An 18521-nucleotide genomic window follows, 5' to 3' on the forward strand; every position below is an offset into this window, starting at 1 on the left:
CCCCGCGCGCGGGGTGGGGGTGCGGGGGGGGGGGGGCTCCGCCGGGGGGCGGGGCGGCGCCGCCGAGGTCAGGCGTGGTGGTCGAGTTCGCCGGCTCTGACGGTGTGGAGCAGGGAGGTGAAGGCGGAGGTGTTGGTGCTGACTATGACGTCAGGGTCATCGGACTCCCGGACTTCGATCAGTCCTCCGGCGCTGCGCACCTCCACGCACTCATCGTGTGCACCGCTGTAGCTGGACTTCTGCCAAGTGTTCTCAGGCATACCTGTTCACGACCTCTTTCATGATGGATCGAATGAGCTCTCGCGACCCATCCTCAGGCAGGGCGTTGGAGTCCAGGCGAGCGAAGACGGCTCGGTAGCTCGCCAGATGAGCTGGTGAGTCGAAGAACTGGACTGCGTGGGCGACATCCATCTGTACGGTGTCCAGCTCGGGAGTCACACCTTCGGCGAAGGTGAGGTTCTCGCTGGATCCGGGGAAGGTGTCGGTGCTGAACGGCATCACCCGTACCGAGATTCCCGGGGTCTCGGACGCCTGGATAAGTGCGGCAAGTTGCTCGGCAAGGATCTCGGATCCGCCGAACTGCATCCTCAGCGCAGCCTCGTGCACGAAGGCAAGGTAGGGGACCTTCTGCGAGTGGAGAACCTGTTGCCGTCTCATGCGGAACTCGGTTCGCAGGGCGATGTCTTGCCGGGTGGGTAGCGGGGTGGCTCGCGAGAAGACCGCTGATGCGTAGTCGCTCGTTTGAAGGAGTCCGGGGATGTAGGTGGTCGTGCAGGTGTAGAGCTTCTGGGCGTGGCCCTCAACCTCCGCAACCTCAAGGAAGTCCGTGGACAAGACTCCTCGGTAGTCCTCCCACCAGCCCTTCCCTCGTTCGACGGCCATGTCGGCGAGGGCGTTGATCAACGGGGTGTTTCTGCAGTCGCAGGCGGCGGCCACGGTCCGAAGGCGATCAGCGCTGACACCGATTCTGCCGGTCTCCATCTGTGTGACTTGCGTGGGGTTCAGCCCAAGGCCGCGCGCAAGCTGGCTGCCACCAAGACCGGCCTGCTCTCGCATCTTCCGCATCTCGGCGCCCAGGCGACGCTGGCGCAAGGTCGGGTCGCGACGAAGAGGCATGGCGTCCTTTCGGGGGATGGTGTGCGGCCAGTCTGCCGCGCGGATCGTGAGGTGGTCCAACCAGCTTCGACGATCCTGGACGTGGTCCTTCCCTCGGAAGAGGGATTCTCGCGAACATCTCCTTCAATTGAAGACGCCGTGGGCCATGGTCGATCCCATGGTGATCCGACGGGTCGTCAGTAAGGCCTGTTCGTCCGGGCAGTAGGCGCCTGCTGCCCTTTTGCGCCGCAGAGCAGCCGGCTCCGGGCTGGCCTGGTTCACGGCGACGATCCGTCGGCGTCTCCCCTTTCCTCCCTCCCTCCGCCTCTCCCCATGGAGGTCTCCCATGCGTGCCCTCAACCCGCCGGACTGCTCGGTCGCCCGCTGCGAGCTGCGTGCCGTCCTCTCCGAGTCCGGCTGGCGGCCGGACGACATCGCCGATGCGGAGCTCGCGTTCCTCGAACTCTTCGTCAACGCCTGGGCGCACGCCGGTTCGCGGGCGCCCTCAGTGGTGATCACCCTCCGGCCGGCCTCCCTGCGCGTCTCGGTCTGCGACGACTGCCCGACCCTGCCCGAGCCCCCCGCCCCCGCGGACCCCTACGCCCTCTCCGGGCGTGGACTCCGCCTCGTCCGCGCCCTCGCCCACCGCTTCGGGATCGACGCCCACAAGAACGGCAAGTCCGTCTGGTTCGAGCTGGACTTCGCCGCGTGAGCACCGCCGGACGGGAGCCCGTCGGCCCCCACGACAAGATCCTCCGCACCTACACCGAGCCCGAGGTCACCTCTCTGCTCGGCGAACTCCGCGAGCGGGGCGGGAGCCTCGGCGTCCAGCGGGACTCCGCCGTCGTCGCCGACCCCACCGGCGACGACGGCCTCCTCCGCGTCGACTTCGGCCACGCGCCGGTCTCCACCCTCCTGAACCTGCTCGACCTCCTCCGTGAAGCGGCCCGCCGATGAGCGGCTTCCTCGTCGGCGCGGCCTTCGCCGTGCTCCTGGCCCTCGCGATCGCCACCGTCGTCACGGGCGTCGTCACCAGCCTGCGGATGCGCGACACCTTCGCCCCGCCGCCCATCACCCGGCACGGGCGCTGGGAACTCCGCACGCTCCCCGACGGCACCGCCGAGTACGCGTGGATCGCCCGCCAGGCCGGCCGGTTCAGCCCCGAGACCAACCCCGAGCCGGACCGGCGGCGCATACCCCGTTGAACCCTTGGCCCCTGGAGTGGGAAGTCGGCAGGTCCGACTTCCCGCTCCGGCCGTGGTCAGGAGGTCGGGCAGTCCAGGGTCGGGTCGGTCTCGGCGGCGGCCCAGCACTGCTCGGCCCGCTGCCAGTACTCCTCCTCCGACAGCGTCGCCGACGGGCTCGGGGTGGGCAGCACCTGGGTGGGGCCGAAGTGGTTGCCGCCGCCGGTCGGGGCCGGGGCGGGCAGCGGGACCGGCGGGGTGCGGGTGGGGCTCGGCGCCGGGGCGGCAGGCGTGCTCGGGGCGGCGGAGTCCGCGGACGCGGCGGGGGGCGCCGGCGGGGCGGGGGGCGTCGCCGGGGCGGTCGGCGCCACCTCGGCGGAGACGAGCCCGAGCGAGGGCGACCGGCCCGGCACGGGCCGGTCGCGGGGAACGGCGGGCGGGGCGGCCGAGGTCGCGGGCGGGGCGGCCGGCGGCGCGGAGGCACCGGGTCCGACGGGGTCGGCGGGCGCGCCCGGGTCGGCGGGTGCGGGGGCGGCCGGGCCGGGCCCGGGGTCGGGGCCGGGAGCAGGGGTGGCAGGGGCGGGGACCGGTGCCAGGTCGGTCAGGGCCCGGTCCGGGGCGGCCGGCAGCGACACCGACGGCCCGCCGATCTCCTCCGGAGCGGGCAGCAGCTGTGACAGCAGGGCGCCGGTCGTCACCCCGACCAGCAACGCCAGGGGCAACGCCCCCGTCCTCGGTGTACGCACGGTACCGGCCCCCCTCCCCTCGCCCCCTCGGTGACACCTTAAGGGCGATTTTTGGGAAGGTTAAGAGGGAGCAGGAGCCGGAACCGCTGCGCGGCGCTTTCAGGCCGCCCGGCGAAGCTCCACCAGCGGGACCACCCGGGTGGTTCGGGCACGGAATTCGGCGAACAGCGGCTCGATCGCGATCTGCCGGGTCCAGACGGCCTCGTGCTCGGCGGCGTCCAGCGGGACGGCGTGCGCGGCGAAGGTGTCCGGGCCGAGCTCGACGGTGACCTCGGGGCCGTCGGCGAGGTTGCGGAACCAGGCCGGGTCGGTGGGCGCGCCGCCGTTCAGCGCGAAGACGATCACCCGCCCGCCGTCCTCCAGGTAGACCAGCGGGGTGGTGCGGGACTCGCCGCTGCGCCGGCCGCGGGTGGTGAGCAGCAGCAGGGTCCTGCCGGCGAAGTCGCCGCCGACCACGCCCTCGGCCGCCCGGAACTCGGCGATCACCTGGCGGTTGTAGTCGTTGCCGCCGTCGGCGGGCTGGGGGTGCGCGGTGTACATCGGTGACCCTCCTCTGGACCGGTTCGTCGGGACGAGCCTAGGAGCTGACACCGGTGTGAGGTTCAAGTCGGTGTGACCGGAGACACAGTGAAAAGCCCGAGGGGCCCGGTCCTCCCGCACGCAGCGGGAGGACCGGGCCCCTCGGGAAACGGCTACCGGTTACCGGCTCAGGCGTCGCCGCCCGCGGCGCCCGGGTCGGCCGCCGCCACGTCGAGCAGCTGGTAGCGGTCGATCGCGTCCTTCAGCACGCTGCGCTCGATCTTGCCCTGCTTGGCCAGCTCGGTGAGCACGGCCAGCACGACGGACTGCGCGTCGATGTGGAAGAAGCGACGGGCCGCACCGCGGGTGTCGGCGAAGCCGAAGCCGTCCGCACCCAGCGACTGCCACTGGCCCGGCACCCAGCGGGCGATCTGGTCCGGCACCGCGCGCATCCAGTCGGACACCGCGACGAACGGGCCCTCGGCGCCGTGGAGCTTGCTGGTGACGTACGGCACGCGCTGCTGCTCCTCGGGGTGCAGCAGGTTGAACTCCTCGGCCTCCACCGCGTCGCGGCGCAGCTCGTTCCAGGAGGTCGCGGACCAGACGTCGGCCTTGACGTTCCACTCCTCGGCCAGGATCCGCTGGGCCTCCAGGGCCCACGGCACGGCCACGCCGGAGGCGAGGATCTGCGCCGGGATCCGGCCGGCGGTGCCGTCCGCGTACTTGTACAGACCCTTGAGGATGCCCTCGACGTCCACGTTCTCGGGCTCGGCCGGCATCTTGATCGGCTCGTTGTACACGGTGAGGTAGTAGAAGACGTCCTCGCCGTTCGGGTGCTCCTCGCTGGAGCCGTACATCCGGCGCAGACCGTCCTTGACGATGTGCGCGATCTCGAAGCCGTACGCGGGGTCGTACGCGACGACGCCCGGGTTGGTCGAGGCCAGCAGGTGCGAGTGGCCGTCGGCGTGCTGCAGGCCCTCGCCGGTCAGCGTGGTGCGGCCGGCGGTGGCGCCGAGCACGAAGCCGCGGGCCAGCTGGTCGGCCATCTGCCAGAACTGGTCGCCGGTGCGCTGGAACCCGAACATCGAGTAGAAGACGTACACCGGGATCAGCGGCTCGCCGTGGGTGGCGTAGGCCGAGCCCGCGGCGATCAGCGAGGCGGTGCAGCCCGCCTCGGAGATGCCGTCGTGCAGCATCTGGCCGGTCGGCGACTCCTTGTACGCCAGCAGCAGCTCGCGGTCGACCGACTCGTAGGTCTGGCCGAGCGGGTTGTAGATCTTCGCCGACGGGAACAGCGAGTCCATGCCGAAGGTGCGGTACTCGTCGGGTGCGATCGGTACGAAGCGGTTGCCGATGCCCTTGTCCCGCATGAGGTCCTTGAGCAGCCGGACGAACGCCATGGTGGTGGCGATGGTCTGGTTGCCGGAGCCCTTCTTGACCGCCTTGTACGCGTCGTCGCCCGGCAGCTCCAGCTTGCGCGGCCGCACCTTGCGGGTCGGCACGTAGCCGCCCAGCTCCTGGCGGCGGTCGTGCATGTACTGGATCTCCTCCGAGTCGCGGCCCGGGTGGTAGTAGGGCGGGTAGCCCTCCTCGAGCTGCTTGTCGGTGATCGGCAGGTGCAGCCGGTCGCGGAAGCGCTTCAGGTCCTCGACCGTCAGCTTCTTCATCTGGTGGGTGGCGTTGCGGCCCTCGAAGTTGGGGCCCAGCGTCCAGCCCTTGACGGTCTGCGCCAGGATGACGGTCGGCTGGCCCTTGTGCTCGCGGGCCGCCTTGAACGCCGCGTAGATCTTGCGGTGGTCGTGGCCGCCGCGGCCCAGGTGCTGGATCTGCTGGTCGGTCATCGACTCGACCATCTTGCGCAGCCGCAGGTCGCCGCCGAAGAAGTTCTCGCGGATGTACGCGCCGGACTCGGTGGCGTAGGTCTGGAACTGGCCGTCCACCGTGGTGTTCAGCTTGTTCACCAGGACGCCGTCGCGGTCCTGCGCGAGCAGCGGGTCCCAGCTGCGGTCCCAGACCAGCTTGATGACGTTCCAGCCGGCGCCGCGGAACTGCGACTCCAGCTCCTGGATGATCTTGCCGTTGCCGCGGACCGGGCCGTCGAGGCGCTGCAGGTTGCAGTTGACCACGAAGGTGAGGTTGTCCAGGCCCTCGCGGGCGGCCAGGGAGAGCTGGCCGAGCGACTCGGGCTCGTCCATCTCGCCGTCGCCGAGGAAGGCGTAGACGTGCGAGTCGGAGGTGTCCTTGATGCCGCGGTGCTCCAGGTACCGGTTCATCCGGGCCTGGTAGATCGCGCCGAGCGGGCCGAGGCCCATCGAGACGGTCGGGAACTCCCAGAAGTCCGGCATCAGCCGCGGGTGCGGGTAGCTGGAGAGGCCGTTCGGGAACTTCGACTTCTCCTGGCGGAAGGCGTCGAGCTGCTGCTCGCCGAGCCGGTCCAGCAGGAAGGCGCGGGCGTAGATGCCGGGGGAGGCGTGGCCCTGGAAGAAGATCTGGTCGCCGGACTCGCCCTCGGCGTCCTTGCCGCGGAAGAAGTAGTTGAAGCCGACGTCGTAGAGCGACGCCGAGGAGGCGAAGGTGGCGATGTGGCCACCCACGCCGATGCCCGGGCGCTGCGCCCGGGAGACCATCACCGCGGCGTTCCAGCGGGTCGCGTTGAGGATCTTGCGCTCGATCTCCTCGTTGCCGGGGAAGAACGGCTCGTCCTTGGTGGCGATGGTGTTGACGTAGTCCGTGCTGCGCATCTCGGGCACGGCGACACGCTTCTCGCGGGCGCGCTCGATCAGGCGCAGCATCAGGTAACGGGCACGCTCACGCCCCCGCTCGTCGATGGCCGCATCGAGCGACTCCAGCCATTCCGCGGTCTCCTCGGGATCGAAGTCCGGGACCTGACTCGGAAGGCCGCCAATGATGATCGGGTTGCGATCGGATCCGGAAGCCACGCTGTTCCTTCACTGTCGGTCGAAACTGAGGTGTGTCGCGCCGCCTCCATCGTGCTACCGCGCTCGGAGATCCGTCATCTCTACCGATCGGTAACCGCTCTCCCTGACAGAAGGAGCGGTCTGGTGATGTGCGGTTCGGACAGCGTCGTCCGGGCCGCGCACCCCCGGGTGTTACGAACAGAGGTGGTCCGACCTGGTTTCCCTTCCGTCCGATGGCGGACGGCCGGGGTGAGGGCCAACAGGAGACTCTACGCCCGCGCACGCGCGGACCCGAATGCCGTTCGCATCTCGGGCGTGCGTACGGCCTGTGGACCAGGACCACCCGAAGCATCCTTGTCCTGTGCAGAGAAGGGCAAATCGGTGTGATTCCCGACACGTCGCACGGCGTGTCCCGGTGCGACACGTCAACCTTTGGAGGGGATCGGGGGTCGGGTACTTGCGCGAACCGCCGCGCCCGTGTGGACTACGGCCACAGCCTCGGCATGGACGCCGGGCCGAATACTGGAGGTTATTCCCGTGAGCGCGACCGCGGACCCCGCGGACAAGTCCAACCCGGCACTTCGTCTCGGCTTCGAAGAGGGCCAGATCGTCCAGGAGCTGGGGTACGACGAAGACACTGACCAGGACCTCCGCGAGGGCATCGAGGAGATCACCGGGACGGAACTCGTCGACGAGGACTACGACGACGTCGCCGACGCCGTCCTGCTGTGGCACCGCGACGACGACGGGGATCTCACCGACGCCCTCGTCGACGCCCTGGAATACCTGGCCGAGGGCGGCCTGATCTGGCTGCTGACGCCCAAGACCGGCCGGGACGGCCACATCGAGGCCTCGGACATCGCCGACGCGGCCCGCACCGCCGGCCTCTCCCAGACCAGCTCGATCGCGGTCGCCAAGGACTGGGCCGCGACCCGCCTGGCGACCAAGTCGACCGCCAAGCCGGGCAAGCGCTGAGCGCCGCCTGACGGGCCCCGCCGGGCCCCGCCGGAGCATCCTCCGGCGGGGCCCGGTCGTTTTCGTCCGTCCCGTCGCGTTTTCGTCCGTTGCCGCCCGTGCCCGCCCGGTCCCGTCCGGTCCCGTCCGTCCGGGGCCCGTCCGGCGGCACCGGACCCGGACGGCCGAACTGTTCGCCCTGGGCGAAAGCGGTGGCCCCGGACGGCCCAGCACTCACCCGTCCGGACCAATCGCCGCCGGCGAATGCGAGGATGGCGCTCGCCGCGCCACCCGTGCGGCCCAGTCGCGTCGAGTGGGAGAGGTCCCCGCATGGCCATCGAGATCGGCACCGAGGCTCCGGACTTCGAGCTCAGGAACCAGCACGGCGAGCCGGTGAAGCTCTCCGACTTCCGGGGCGGGAAGAACGTCGTCGTGGTCTTCTACCCGTTCGCCTTCACCGGTGTCTGCACCGGCGAGGTCTGCGCGATCCAGAAGGAGCTGCCGCGGCTGCAGAACGACGAGGTGCAGGTGCTCGGCGTCTCCAACGACTCGCCCTTCAGCCAGCGGATCTTCGCCGAGCAGGAGGGCCTGGAGTTCCCGCTGCTCTCCGACTTCTGGCCGCACGGCGAGGTCTCCCGCGCCTACGGCGTCTTCGACGAGGAGAAGGGCTGCGCGGTCCGCGGCACCTTCGTGATCGACAAGGCCGGCGTGGTCCGCTGGAGCGTCGTGAACGGCCTGCCGGACGCCCGTGACGAGCAGGAGTACCTGGCCGCCCTCGGCGCCCTCTGAGCCCGCCGAGGGCCTCGCCCCGCCCGCGTTGTGCCGGTTCCCCGGCGCGGACGGGAACCCCGCACTACGATCGGCTCGTTGGCTGGTCAGAGGCCCGGGACGGTTCGCCGCCGGAGCCTCGGACCGCACCACGGGGGCACCGAGGAGTGCCTCCCGAATCTTGGAGGACAAGTGGGTGTCAGCCTGAGCAAGGGCGGCAATGTCTCGCTCACCAAGGAGGCCCCCGGCCTGACCGCCGTGGTGGTCGGCCTCGGCTGGGACGTCCGCACCACCACGGGCACGGATTTCGACCTGGACGCCAGTGCCCTGCTCTGCAACGACCAGGGCAAGGTCGGCACGGACGGCAACTTCGTCTTCTTCAACAACCTCAAGAGCCCCGACGGCTCGGTCGAGCACACCGGTGACAACCTCACCGGTGAGGGCGAGGGCGACGACGAGCAGATCAAGGTCAACCTGGCGACCGTGCCGGCCGACGTGCAGAAGATCGTCTTCCCGGTGTCCATCTACGACGCCGAGAACCGGTCGCAGAACTTCGGCCAGGTCCGCAACGCGTTCATCCGCGTGGTGAACCAGTCGGACAACAAGGAGCTGGCCCGGTACGACCTCAGCGAGGACGCCTCCACCGAGACGGCGATGGTCTTCGGTGAGCTCTACCGCAACGGCGCCGAGTGGAAGTTCCGCGCGATCGGCCAGGGCTACGCCTCCGGCCTGCGCGGCATCGCCCAGGACTTCGGCGTGAACGTCTGAGTCGGGCGGGGCCGGTGACGGCCCGGTGCGGCAGCACGAACGGCCGGGGCGGCCGCGGACGCGAGGGCGTCGGCGGCCGCCCCGGCCGTTCCGTCGTTCCCGGCGCACTGGAAGGATGGGAGTTCAGGAAAGTTCAGCCGGTCCACGGGGGCCGGTCGGGGTCGCGGGGGAATAGACCTGAGATGCGCCCCGGGAGGCAAAGGGAGGAAGGACAGCCATGAGTGTCACGCTCGCCAAGGGTGGCAATGTCTCGCTCACGAAGGCCGCGCCGAATCTGACGCAGGTGCAGATCGGCCTCGGCTGGGACGCCCGGTCCACGACCGGCGCGCCCTTCGACCTCGACGCGAGCGCGCTGCTCTGCTCGAGTGGCCGCGTGCTGGGGGACGAGTACTTCGTCTTCTACAACAACCTCAAGAGCCCCGAGGGCTCGGTCGAGCACACCGGTGACAACCTGACCGGTGACGGCGACGGCGACGACGAGGTGGTCCTGGTCAACCTGGACCTCGTGCCGCCGCAGGTCGACAAGGTCGCCTTCCCGGTGTCCATCTACGACGCCGAGAACCGGTCGCAGAACTTCGGCCAGGTCCGCAACGCGTACATCCGGGTGGTCAACTCGCTGGACGGCCAGGAGATCGCCCGCTACGACCTCACCGAGGACGCGTCCAGCGAGACCGCGATGATCTTCGGCGAGCTGTACCGGTACGCGGGCGAGTGGAAGTTCCGCGCGGTCGGCCAGGGCTACGCCTCCGGTCTGCGGGGCATTGCTCTCGATTTCGGCGTAAACGTACAGTAAAGGCCGCGATCGTCCTGATCGTCCCGCCATGAACCCGAAAGGTAACCAAGTCCCGTGTTCCTCCGCACATTCGGCTGGTCATTCGCGATCACCATCATCGGACTGATCGCCGCCGGCCTGCTCTGGGGAGCCGAGGGATTCGGCGTCGTGCTGATCCTCTCCATCCTGGAGATCTCCCTCTCGTTCGACAACGCGGTGGTCAACGCCACGGTGTTGAAGCGGATGAACCCGTACTGGCAGAAGATCTTCCTGACCATCGGCGTGCTGATCGCCGTGTTCGGTATGCGGCTGATCTTCCCGCTGCTGGTCGTCGGCCTCACCGCGCACCTCAACCCGGCGACGGTCATCGACCTCGCCCTGCACAGCGACAAGACGTACGAGGGCCTCACCTACGGTCAGTACCTGGAGGAGGCCAACCCGGCCATCGCGGCCTTCGGCGGCGTCTTCCTGCTGATGATCTTCCTCGACTTCATCTTCCAGGAGAAGGACTACAACTGGCTGGCCTGGATCGAGCGCCCGCTGGAGAAGGTCGGCAAGCTGGAGGCCTTCTCCACCGTCGTCGCCCTGGTCACCCTGCTGCTGGCGTCCAACTTCTTCGCCGGTGAGCACGCCGAGACGGTGCTCCTCGCCGGCGTGCTCGGTCTCGTCACCTACCTCGGTGTCAACGGGCTCGCCTCGGTCTTCGAGTCGGGCCTGGAGGAGGAGGCCGAGAAGGAGGAGGAGGCCGAGAAGTCCGGCAAGTCGATCGTCCAGGTCGGCGGCAAGGCCGCGTTCTTCCTCTTCATGTACCTCGAGGTGCTGGACGCGTCCTTCTCCTTCGACGGCGTGGTCAGCGCGTTCGCCATCTCCAGCGACATCTTCCAGATCACCCTGGGCCTGGGCATCGGCGCGATGTACATCCGCTCGCTGACCGTCTTCCTGGTCCGCAAGGGCACCCTGGACGACTACGTCTACCTGGAGCACGGCGCGCACTACGCGATCGGCGCGCTCGCGGTGATCCTGATGGTCGGCATCGAGTACCACATCCCGGAGATCGTCACCGGCCTGATCGGCGTGGCCTTCATCGGCCTCGCCCTCGGCTCGTCGATCCTGCGCAACCGGCGCGAGGGCACCGGCGGCGGGGGCGACGGGGAGCGGGAGCTGGTGGGCAGCGCCCAGTAGTCCACGGCGCGGCACGGGCGCCACGGGCGCCACGACGACGAACGGCCGTTCCTCCCGAGTGGGGAACGGCCGTTCGGCGTGTACGGGGCGCGGGCTCAGCCGAGCTGCTGCTCGATGGCGCGCAGCTTGCGCTCCAGCGAGTCCAGCTTGGGCATCGACAGGGTGTCGTCGTCCGGCGTCAGGTCGATGGTCGAGCTGCTGCGGTAGGACGAGGACGAGGACGAAGCCGAGGCGGCGCTGCTGCCGACGGAGCCGCGCGGGCGGCGGCCGGTCTCCAGGGTGCTCAGCGCGGCGGGCTCCAGCGCGGAGGCGCCGGCGGTGGTGGCGGAGAGAGCGTCGGCCCCGGAGGCTAGGGCAGGCTCCGTAGCGCTCTGGCCGTCTCCGGCGGAGGCGAGGGCGGGCACCTGGCGGCCACCGCGGTTGCGGGAGAGCATGCCGCCGGACTGACGGGAGATCGCCTTCAGCTCGGCGCGCTCGCGGCGGTCGGCGCTGCGGGCCCGCACCTTGGCGTCCAGCTTGGCCTGGCGCTCCTCGCGCACCTCCTCGACGGCCTCGTCCAGGCTGCGGACGTTCTCCAGCAGCATCAGCGACCAGGCGGCGTAGGTCTCGCGGGGGGCGCGCAGCCAGCGGACGATGCGGATCTGCGGCAGCGGGCGGGGGACCAGGCCCTGCTCGCGCAGCGCGGCCTTGCGGGTCTGCTTCAGGGCGCGGTCGAAGAGGATCGCGGCCGAGATCGACATGCCGGAGAAGAACTCGGGGGCGCCGTCGTGCGAGATGCCGCGCGGGGCGTGCACCCAGTTGAACCAGGCCGAGGCGATCGCGAAGACCCAGACCAGCAGGCGCGAGCCGAGCGCCGCGTCACCGTGGCTGGCCTCGCGCACGGCGAGCACCGAGCAGAACATCGCGGCGCCGTCCAGGCCGAACGGAACCAGGTACTCCCAGCCGTTGGACAGGCCGAGGTTCTCCTTGCCGAAGCCGACCAGGCCGTGGAAGGAGAGCGCCGCGGCGACGCCGGCGCAGCAGAACAGCAGCACGTAGGAGGAGATCCCGTAGATCATCTCCTTGCGCCGGCGGCGCTCCTCGCTGCGCTCCCAGGAGTCGCCGGAGTCCTGCTTCCGGTTGTTGTTCTTGAAGCGCAGCGTCGCCACCAGGATGGCGGTGAACAGCAGGGCTGCGCCGCCGATGACGGTCCAGACCAGCTGTATGGAGGTCAGGTTCATTGCGGGTCGGGCCTCGGGTTTCCGCAGGGGACAGGTCACAGTGCGACACGGTGGTCAGGATCCGTCCCCGGGACCGGGCCTGACGGTGCGTCGTGGTCGGACGGGTGCGCCCGGCACGCCCGGACGAGGGGCGCGCGGTACACCTGTGCGGCTAGACGATATCGCGTCCGAAGAGGCGGCATGGTACGGGAGGTGGGCTTCGCCCCGCCAATCGACCCGCCGGTGTCCGGGCGGTGTCCGCGGGACGGCGGTGGGTAGGGGAGTTCGGGTACCCGGCGGGCGGGTTGATGCCCGATCATGGAACGGCGGACCGTCAGAGCGACTGGCGGGGCTGGGGGAGGGCGGCATGGCCTCGATTTGGGAGTACCTGCGCGGGGAGCGGAACACCTTCGACACGGGCGGCCAGTTCAAGGTCACCCTGACCAAGGCCTCCCCGCAGCACGCGATCACCGGCGCGGCGGCGACCACCGGCTACCTCTACGTCAACCTGCACTGGACCACCCGGACCGGGGCACCGCGGACGTCCCCCCGGGAGGCCGTGCGACGGTTCCTCAGCCCACGCATCCTGAGGCCGATGGAGCCGGACTCCAGTGCGAACGCGCAGGTCAACGTGGACCTCGACCTGGCCTGCATGTACGAGCTGACGGACGGCAAGCGGGGCGTGGTGCAGCCGCTGGGCGGCTTCCTCGGGGACCTCCAGCACGCGCCGTACGTCAAGCTCAGCGGCGACGACCAGTACGGCGCGCCGTCCGGCGAGACGATGTACATCAACCTGGAGAAGAAGGACCAGTTCAAGCGGCTGCTGGTCTTCGTGTACATCTACGACGGCACGCCCGCCTTCGAGCAGACCAACGCGGTGGTGACGATCGTGCCGCAGTCCGGGCCGCGGATCGAGGTGCAGCTGGAGGAGCGGGCCCCGGCGGCGCGGTCCTGCGCGGTGGTGCTGATCGAGAACAGCGGGGACAACGCGCTGACGGTGCGGCGCGAGGTGCGCTACGTCAACGGGTTCCAGGCGGACATCGACCGGCTGTACGGCTTCGGGATGCAGTGGCAGCGGGGCTACAAGCCGGAGTGAGGCGCGGGGCGCGCCGCCGGACCCCCTGGGCGGGGGCGTCGGCGGGGCGTGGGCGTCGGCGTCGGTTCAGCGCGGCTGGAACTGCGGGCCCTGCGGGGGCAGCGCGAACTCCTCGGCGGCGGGCAGCGGCGCGGGCTGGGGCGGCTGCTGGGGCGCGGTGTTCGACGGCGGGTAGCCGTAGCCGCCCTGCTGCGGGGCCTGCTGCTGCGGGTAGCCGTAGCCCGGGGCGGGCGCCGCGGGCTGCTGGGGGTAGCCGTAGCCGTCCGGCCGCGGGGCCTGCGGCGGGTAGCCGTACCCGCCCTGCTGGGGCGGCCGGGGCGCGGTGTCCGGCGGCGGGTAGCCGTAGCCGGGCTGCCGGGCCGGCGGCGCGGCCGGGGCCGGCGGGACGTTCGGCGGCATCGTGGGCGGGTTGGGCGGCGGCGGGGGCGTGTTGACCGGGACGCCGGCCGGTGCCGGGGTGGTCCGGGCGGCGGCCTGCGGCTGCGGGACGGCCGGGGCCAGGGTGAAGGTGCCCGGTTCGGGCCGGCCGGCCGGCCGGGGGTCGGGCAGCGCGGTCCGCGGGTCCGCGGCCGGGGCGGCGGACGGTCCGGCCGGGGGCGGGGTGCCCGTCCCGCCCTCGTCCTCGACGGTGATGCCGAAGTCGGTGGCCAGGCCGATCAGCCCGGACGCGTACCCCTGGCCGACGGCCCGGAACTTCCAGGCGCCCGCCCGGCGGTAGAGCTCGCCCGCGACCAGCGCGGTGACCTCGTCCCCGTCGGCCATCGCGAACTCGGCCAGGGCCGGTGCCCCGTCGCCGGCCGCGGCGTCGAACAGCTGCAGGCGCAGCCCGGCCACCGCGCGGAACGAGCCGCCCTCGGAGGAGCCGGCCAGCACCACCCGGTCGACGTCGGCCGGCAGCTTGGCGAGCTCGGCCTCGACGGTGTCGGTGATCTCGCCGCCGCCGGCGCTCTGCTGCTTGGGCAGGTGGCGCACCAGGCCGGACGGGTGGCGCGGCTGGTTGTAGAAGACGAAGTCGGCATCCGAACGGACCTTGCCGCCCGGGCCGAGCAGCAGTGCGGAGGCGTCCACGTCCGGCGCACCGGGCGTGGCGCTCCAGCGCAGCACGGCGCGGACCGCCGCCACCGGCAGTGCGATGTTGGCGCCCTTGGCCATCACGTGCGTCATAGCCGACCATCCTGCCTGTTCGCCACCCCTTCGGACAACGTGACCGGGGGAGGCGTCGTGGTGGGACTTTGCCAACGCTTGCGCTTTGTGAAGTGGAGGGTAACCTTCCGAGAATTCGCCCTTGCGGAACCAGCGCACGCCCGGAGCCGTCCGTACGATGGGCGGGCGGGAGGCTCCGGGGCCCGGTCGACGGTGACCGGCCGGAACCGGGCGGGGAACCACCAGGGCCGTCGCGCCGGTTGAACCGGGTGTTGCACCGGGGCTCGTCGCCGCCCCTCCCCGCCTCCGCCGGACCGGCGGCCGAACTCCTGAGGAGAGCATCTTGCGCCACTTCGGCCACCTCGCGGACGACGTTCGCGACCGGCTCTTTCTCCAGGCGCCGGGGGAGTTCGCCCCCGACGGCGACCCGGCCCTGCTGGCCACCGCCCTGGGCGCCACGCTCTACAGCCCGGCCACCCGGCCCACCCTGCGCGCGGACATCCGCAAGCAGGCCGCGCAGGGGGTCGTCTCGATGGTGCTCTGCCTGGAGGACGCCATCGCCGACCACGAGGTGCCGGACGCCGAGGCCAACCTGGTGGCCCGGCTCGGCGAGCTGTGGGCGGAGGTCACGGAGGGTGTCGGCACGGCCGGTGCCTCCACCACTTGCACACAGGATCTTCCCCTCCTCTTCATCAGAGTGCGGACCGCCGCCCAGCTCACCGACCTCGCCGAGCGGCTCGGACCGGCGATCGGCGTGCTCACCGGCTTCGTCCTGCCCAAGTTCACCGAGGAGAGCGGCGGGGACTTCCTGGAGGCCCTCGCGGCGGCCGAGACCGCCGCCGGCCACCGGCTGTTCGCCATGCCCGTCCTGGAGTCCCCCGAGCTGGCCCACCTGGAGACCCGCCGCGACCAGCTGTTCGGCATAGCCCGGCTGCTCGACAAGCACCGCGGGCGGATCCTCGCCGTGCGCCTCGGCGTCACCGACCTCTGCTCCGCCTACGGCCTGCGCCGCTCGCCCGACCTGACCGCGTACGACGTCGCCCTGGTCGCCTCGGTGATCGGCGACGTGGTCAACGTGCTCGGCCGCGCCGACGGCACCGGGTTCACCGTCACCGGCCCGGTCTGGGAGTACTTCCCGGTCCAGGAGCGCATGTTCAAGCCGCAGCTGCGCCGCACGCCCTTCGCCGAGGCCGAGCCCTCGCGGGAGGCGGTCCGCCGGCGGATCATCGAGCACGACCTCGACGGGCTGATCCGCGAGATCGAACTCGACCGCGCCAACGGCCTGCTGGGCAAGACCTGCATCCACCCCAGCCATGTGCCCGCGGTGCACGCGCTCTCCGTCGTGACGCACGAGGAGTACAGCGACGCCCGGGACATCCTCCGCCAGGAGCGCGGCGGGGGCGGGGTGCTGCGCTCGGCGTACACCAACAAGATGAACGAGGCCAAGCCGCACCGGGCCTGGGCGGAGCGGGTGATGCTGCGCGCCGAGGTGTTCGGGGTGGCCCGCGAGGACGTCAGCTTCGCGGAGCTCCTGTCGGCCTGCCTCTGCCGCTGAGCCGCCCGTCCCCCCTCCCCAGACCTTGCCCATCGCACCGCACCACCGAAAGCAGGACCCCTTCGTGACAGCAGCAGAGCAGGAGCGGACCGGAGCGCGGCAGCGCGCCGTCCCGCAGGAGTGGACCGGCCGCTGGGTGGCCGAGCGGGCCGGCGTCGCGCTGACCGGTTCCGAGCGCCTCCCCGAACTGGTCGGCCTCGCCCTGCGGGAGAACCGCAAGCGCGCCCACCTGCTGGTCTCCACCGTGCTCGGCAAGCACGTGCCGCAGCGTCCCGACGTGGTGCACGGCGCCGGCCTCGAACTCGGCCGCCGGGTCCGCGAACTGCTCGACGGGCTCGGCGGGCAGGCGCTCGCGCGCGCCGTCGTGCTCGGCTACGCGGAGACCGCCACCGGCCTCGGCCACAGCGTCGCCGACGGCCTGGACGCCCCCTACCTGCACTCCACCCGCCGTCCGGTGCCCGGACTCACCCCGGTCGGCGGGTTCGAGGAGGAGCACTCGCACGCCACCTCCCACCTGCTGCTGCCCGCCGACCCCGGGCTGCTCGCCGCGGACGGGCCGCTCGTTCTGGTGGACGACGAGTTCTCCACCGGCACCACCGTGCTCAACACCATCCGCGCCCTGCACGCCCGCCACCCGCGCGAGCACTACGTGGTGGTCGCGCTGGTCGACCTGCGCGGCTCCGCCGACCGGCGGCGGCTCGCCGACACCGCCGCCGAACTCGGCGTCCGGCTCGACCTGGTGGCCCTGGCCGGCGGCGGCGTCGAGCTGCCCGCGGACATCCTGGACCGGGCCGAGCGGCTGATCGCCGAGGCCGGGCCGGCCCCCGAGCCGGCGGCAGGCCCGGCCGCGCCGCTGGTGCGCGTCGAGCTGGACTGGCCGGAGGGGCTGCCGGACGGCGGGCGGCACGGCTTCACCCCGGCGCACCGGGCCCGGCTGGAGGAGGCGCTGCCGGCGCTGGCCGACCAGCTGGCGGCGGCCGTCGAGGGCGGCGGTGCAGGGGAGGGCGGTGCTGCGGACGGCGGTGCTGCTGCAGGGGAGGGCGGTGCTTCCGTCGACGGCGGGCGGGTGCTGGTGCTCGGCTTCGAGGAGCTGATGTACGCGCCGCTGCGGCTGGCCGGCGCTCTCGCCGAGCGGCTGCCCGGCGGCGCCGACCGCGTCCACAGCTCGACCACCACCCGCTCGCCCGTCCTCGCCGTCGACGACCCCGGCTACGCCATCCGCACCCGGCTGGCGTTCCCCGCCCACGACGACCCCGCCGACGACTCCCCGCGCGAGCGCTACGCCTACAACGTCGCCCCCGGCGCCGACCCGGCCCGCCGCTTCGCCACCGTGGTGCTGGTCGTCGACGACGTCGCCGACACCCCGGCCCTGCACCGGGGCGAGCGCGCCCTGCTCGGCCAGCTGCGGCGGGTCACCGACCGGGTGGTGCTCGCCGTGCTGCCCTCCCACCGGCCCGCCGCCGCGCTCCCGCGGCCGCTCTACGGCCCGGCGTTCTCCTCCTACCGCGCCGACGAGGTCGCCTGGCTGCTCAAGGACCTCTCCGGCGTCGCCCTGGAGGCGCCCACCGAGGAGCGCGAGGAGGCCGTGCAGCGCGGCGGTGCCCACTACGCCGAGTCGCTGCCGGTCGAGTACCAGCCGAGCCCCGAGTACCAGGAGCTGTTCCACCAGGCCCTGCGGACCTCCGCCCGGCGGATCGCGCTCGCCGTCGGCACCGTCGCCGAGACCCTGCTGCGCGAGCGCGGCCCCGGCCTGGTGCTCGCCTCGCTGGCCCGCGCCGGCACGCCCGTCGGCGTCCTGATCCGCCGCTGGCTGGCCGCCGGGCACGGCGTCGACGCCCCGCACTACGCCGTCTCCATCGTCCGCGGCCGCGGCATCGACCCGGTCGCGCTGCGCTATCTGGACGCCCACCACCGGGCCGCCGACGTGGTGTTCGTCGACGGCTGGACCGGCAAGGGCGCGATCACCCGCGAACTCGCCGCGGCGCTCGCCGGGACGGGCTTCGACCCCGGCCTCGCCGTCCTCGCCGACCCCGGCCGCTGCGTGTCCACCTTCGGCACCCGGGACGACTTCCTGATCCCGTCCGCCTGCCTCAACTCGACCGTCTCCGGCCTGGTCTCGCGCACCGTGCTGCGCGCCGACCTGATCGGCCCGGACGACTTCCACGGCGCCAAGCACTACACCGAGCTGGCCGGCGCCGACGTCTCCGGCGCCTTCCTGGACACCGTCGCCGACCACTTCGCGGACGTCCGGGCCGAGGCCGTCGCGGCGGCCGGGCGCTTCCTCGACGCCGGGCACGCCGCCGAGCGCACCCCCGACTGGGCCGGCTGGGCCGCCGTCGAGCGGATCAGCGCCGAGTTCGGCATCGACGACGTCAACCTGGTCAAGCCCGGCGTCGGCGAGACCACCCGGGTCATGCTGCGCCGCGTCCCCTGGCGGGTGCTGGCCCGGCGCGGCGCGGGCGCCGACCTGGACCACGTCCGGCTGCTCGCCGCCCAACGGGGGGTTCCGGTCGAGGAGGTGGACGACCTGCCGTACTCCTGCGTCGGCCTCATCCACCCCCGCTACACCCGGGGGGCGACCGGCGCCTCGGGCACGGCCGTTCTCGTGAAGGAGTCCTGAGC

At 71.8% G+C, this 18521-nt stretch carries 18 protein-coding genes; 11 read left to right on the forward strand and 7 right to left on the reverse strand.

The genetic code is table 11. The features are described from left to right. Positions 1-68 precede the first annotated feature (68 nt). The gene (locus tag ABT093_RS09025; RefSeq protein ID WP_350561978.1) at positions 69-260 is read right to left on the reverse strand and encodes a DUF397 domain-containing protein; all 192 of its coding nucleotides are present in this window, start codon (positions 258-260) and stop codon (positions 69-71) included. Beyond that, on the reverse strand, positions 253-1116 hold the full coding sequence (locus ABT093_RS09030) for a helix-turn-helix domain-containing protein (RefSeq protein ID WP_350562448.1): 864 nt from the start codon (positions 1114-1116) through the stop codon (positions 253-255). The genes ABT093_RS09025 and ABT093_RS09030 overlap by 8 nt, the downstream gene beginning before the upstream one ends. 325 nt (positions 1117-1441) lie before the next feature. On the opposite strand from ABT093_RS09030, the gene ABT093_RS09035 reads away from it, so the two are divergent. From ABT093_RS09035 to ABT093_RS09045, 3 genes are read left to right on the forward strand one after another with little or no spacing between them, the layout of a single operon-like run. Next, entirely contained in the window at positions 1442-1807 is a 366-nt protein-coding gene (locus ABT093_RS09035) for an ATP-binding protein (RefSeq protein WP_350561980.1), read from the forward strand. Beyond that, entirely contained in the window at positions 1804-2052 is a 249-nt protein-coding gene (locus tag ABT093_RS09040) for a hypothetical protein (RefSeq protein WP_350561982.1), read from the forward strand. The genes ABT093_RS09035 and ABT093_RS09040 overlap by 4 nt, the downstream gene beginning before the upstream one ends. Next, entirely contained in the window at positions 2049-2300 is a 252-nt protein-coding gene (locus tag ABT093_RS09045; protein ID WP_350561984.1) for a hypothetical protein, read from the forward strand. Before ABT093_RS09040 ends, ABT093_RS09045 begins: the two co-directional genes overlap by 4 nt. Before the next feature lie 56 nt (positions 2301-2356). On the opposite strand, the gene ABT093_RS09050 is transcribed toward ABT093_RS09045, so the two are convergent. From ABT093_RS09050 to aceE, 3 genes are all read right to left on the reverse strand, one after another. Next, positions 2357-3001 (reverse strand): hypothetical protein, encoded by a 645-nt coding sequence (locus ABT093_RS09050; protein ID WP_350561986.1) that lies wholly within the window; start codon positions 2999-3001, stop codon positions 2357-2359. A gap of 123 nt (positions 3002-3124) precedes the next feature. Further along, positions 3125-3565 carry a nitroreductase/quinone reductase family protein gene (locus ABT093_RS09055; RefSeq protein WP_350561988.1) on the reverse strand — a complete coding sequence of 147 codons (441 nt, stop codon included), beginning with the start codon at positions 3563-3565 and terminating at the stop codon, positions 3125-3127. A 167-nt stretch (positions 3566-3732) separates the two neighbouring features. Further along, on the reverse strand, positions 3733-6483 hold the full coding sequence (gene aceE / locus ABT093_RS09060) for a pyruvate dehydrogenase (acetyl-transferring), homodimeric type (RefSeq protein WP_350561990.1): 2751 nt from the start codon (positions 6481-6483) through the stop codon (positions 3733-3735). Positions 6484-6999: 516 nt separating this feature from the next. Between aceE and ABT093_RS09065 the strand changes: the two genes are divergently transcribed. From ABT093_RS09065 to ABT093_RS09085, 5 genes are all read left to right on the forward strand, one after another. Continuing rightward, positions 7000-7437: a DUF3052 domain-containing protein gene (locus ABT093_RS09065; protein WP_350561992.1), complete on the forward strand. Its 438-nt coding sequence runs from the start codon at positions 7000-7002 to the stop codon at positions 7435-7437. 309 nt (positions 7438-7746) lie between these two features. Continuing rightward, a complete protein-coding gene (locus ABT093_RS09070) occupies positions 7747-8205 on the forward strand; it encodes a peroxiredoxin (protein WP_350561994.1) in 459 nt (152 codons plus the stop codon). 171 nt (positions 8206-8376) lie between these two features. Then, positions 8377-8952 carry a TerD family protein gene (locus ABT093_RS09075; protein WP_350561996.1) on the forward strand — a complete coding sequence of 192 codons (576 nt, stop codon included), beginning with the start codon at positions 8377-8379 and terminating at the stop codon, positions 8950-8952. Positions 8953-9169: 217 nt separating this feature from the next. After that, positions 9170-9745, forward strand: a complete 576-nt coding sequence (locus ABT093_RS09080; protein ID WP_350561998.1) for a TerD family protein — start codon at positions 9170-9172, stop codon at positions 9743-9745. Between the two features lie 54 nt (positions 9746-9799). Next, positions 9800-10906: a DUF475 domain-containing protein gene (locus ABT093_RS09085; protein ID WP_350562000.1), complete on the forward strand. Its 1107-nt coding sequence runs from the start codon at positions 9800-9802 to the stop codon at positions 10904-10906. Between the two features lie 95 nt (positions 10907-11001). On the opposite strand, the gene ABT093_RS09090 is transcribed toward ABT093_RS09085, so the two are convergent. Continuing rightward, the gene (locus tag ABT093_RS09090; protein WP_350562002.1) at positions 11002-12126 is read right to left on the reverse strand and encodes a DUF2637 domain-containing protein; all 1125 of its coding nucleotides are present in this window, start codon (positions 12124-12126) and stop codon (positions 11002-11004) included. Positions 12127-12472: 346 nt separating this feature from the next. Here ABT093_RS09090 and ABT093_RS09095 point away from each other — a divergent pair, with 346 nt between their 5' ends. Continuing rightward, positions 12473-13201 carry a Tellurium resistance gene (locus ABT093_RS09095; RefSeq protein ID WP_350562004.1) on the forward strand — a complete coding sequence of 243 codons (729 nt, stop codon included), beginning with the start codon at positions 12473-12475 and terminating at the stop codon, positions 13199-13201. Positions 13202-13267: 66 nt separating this feature from the next. Here ABT093_RS09095 and ABT093_RS09100 read toward each other — a convergent pair whose 3' ends face one another. After that, positions 13268-14365, reverse strand: coding sequence for a TerD family protein (locus ABT093_RS09100; protein ID WP_350562006.1), 1098 nt, complete (start codon positions 14363-14365; stop codon positions 13268-13270). 322 nt (positions 14366-14687) lie between these two features. Between ABT093_RS09100 and ABT093_RS09105 the strand changes: the two genes are divergently transcribed. After that, complete coding sequence (locus tag ABT093_RS09105) at positions 14688-15899, forward strand: HpcH/HpaI aldolase/citrate lyase family protein (RefSeq protein ID WP_350562008.1); 1212 nt, start codon at positions 14688-14690, stop codon at positions 15897-15899. A 64-nt stretch (positions 15900-15963) separates the two neighbouring features. Next, positions 15964-18519, forward strand: a complete 2556-nt coding sequence (locus tag ABT093_RS09110) for a phosphoribosyltransferase (protein ID WP_350562010.1) — start codon at positions 15964-15966, stop codon at positions 18517-18519. Positions 18520-18521 lie beyond the last annotated feature (2 nt).

The organism is Kitasatospora sp. NPDC002551, assembly GCF_040296005.1.
Lineage (GTDB): Bacteria > Actinomycetota > Actinomycetes > Streptomycetales > Streptomycetaceae > Kitasatospora.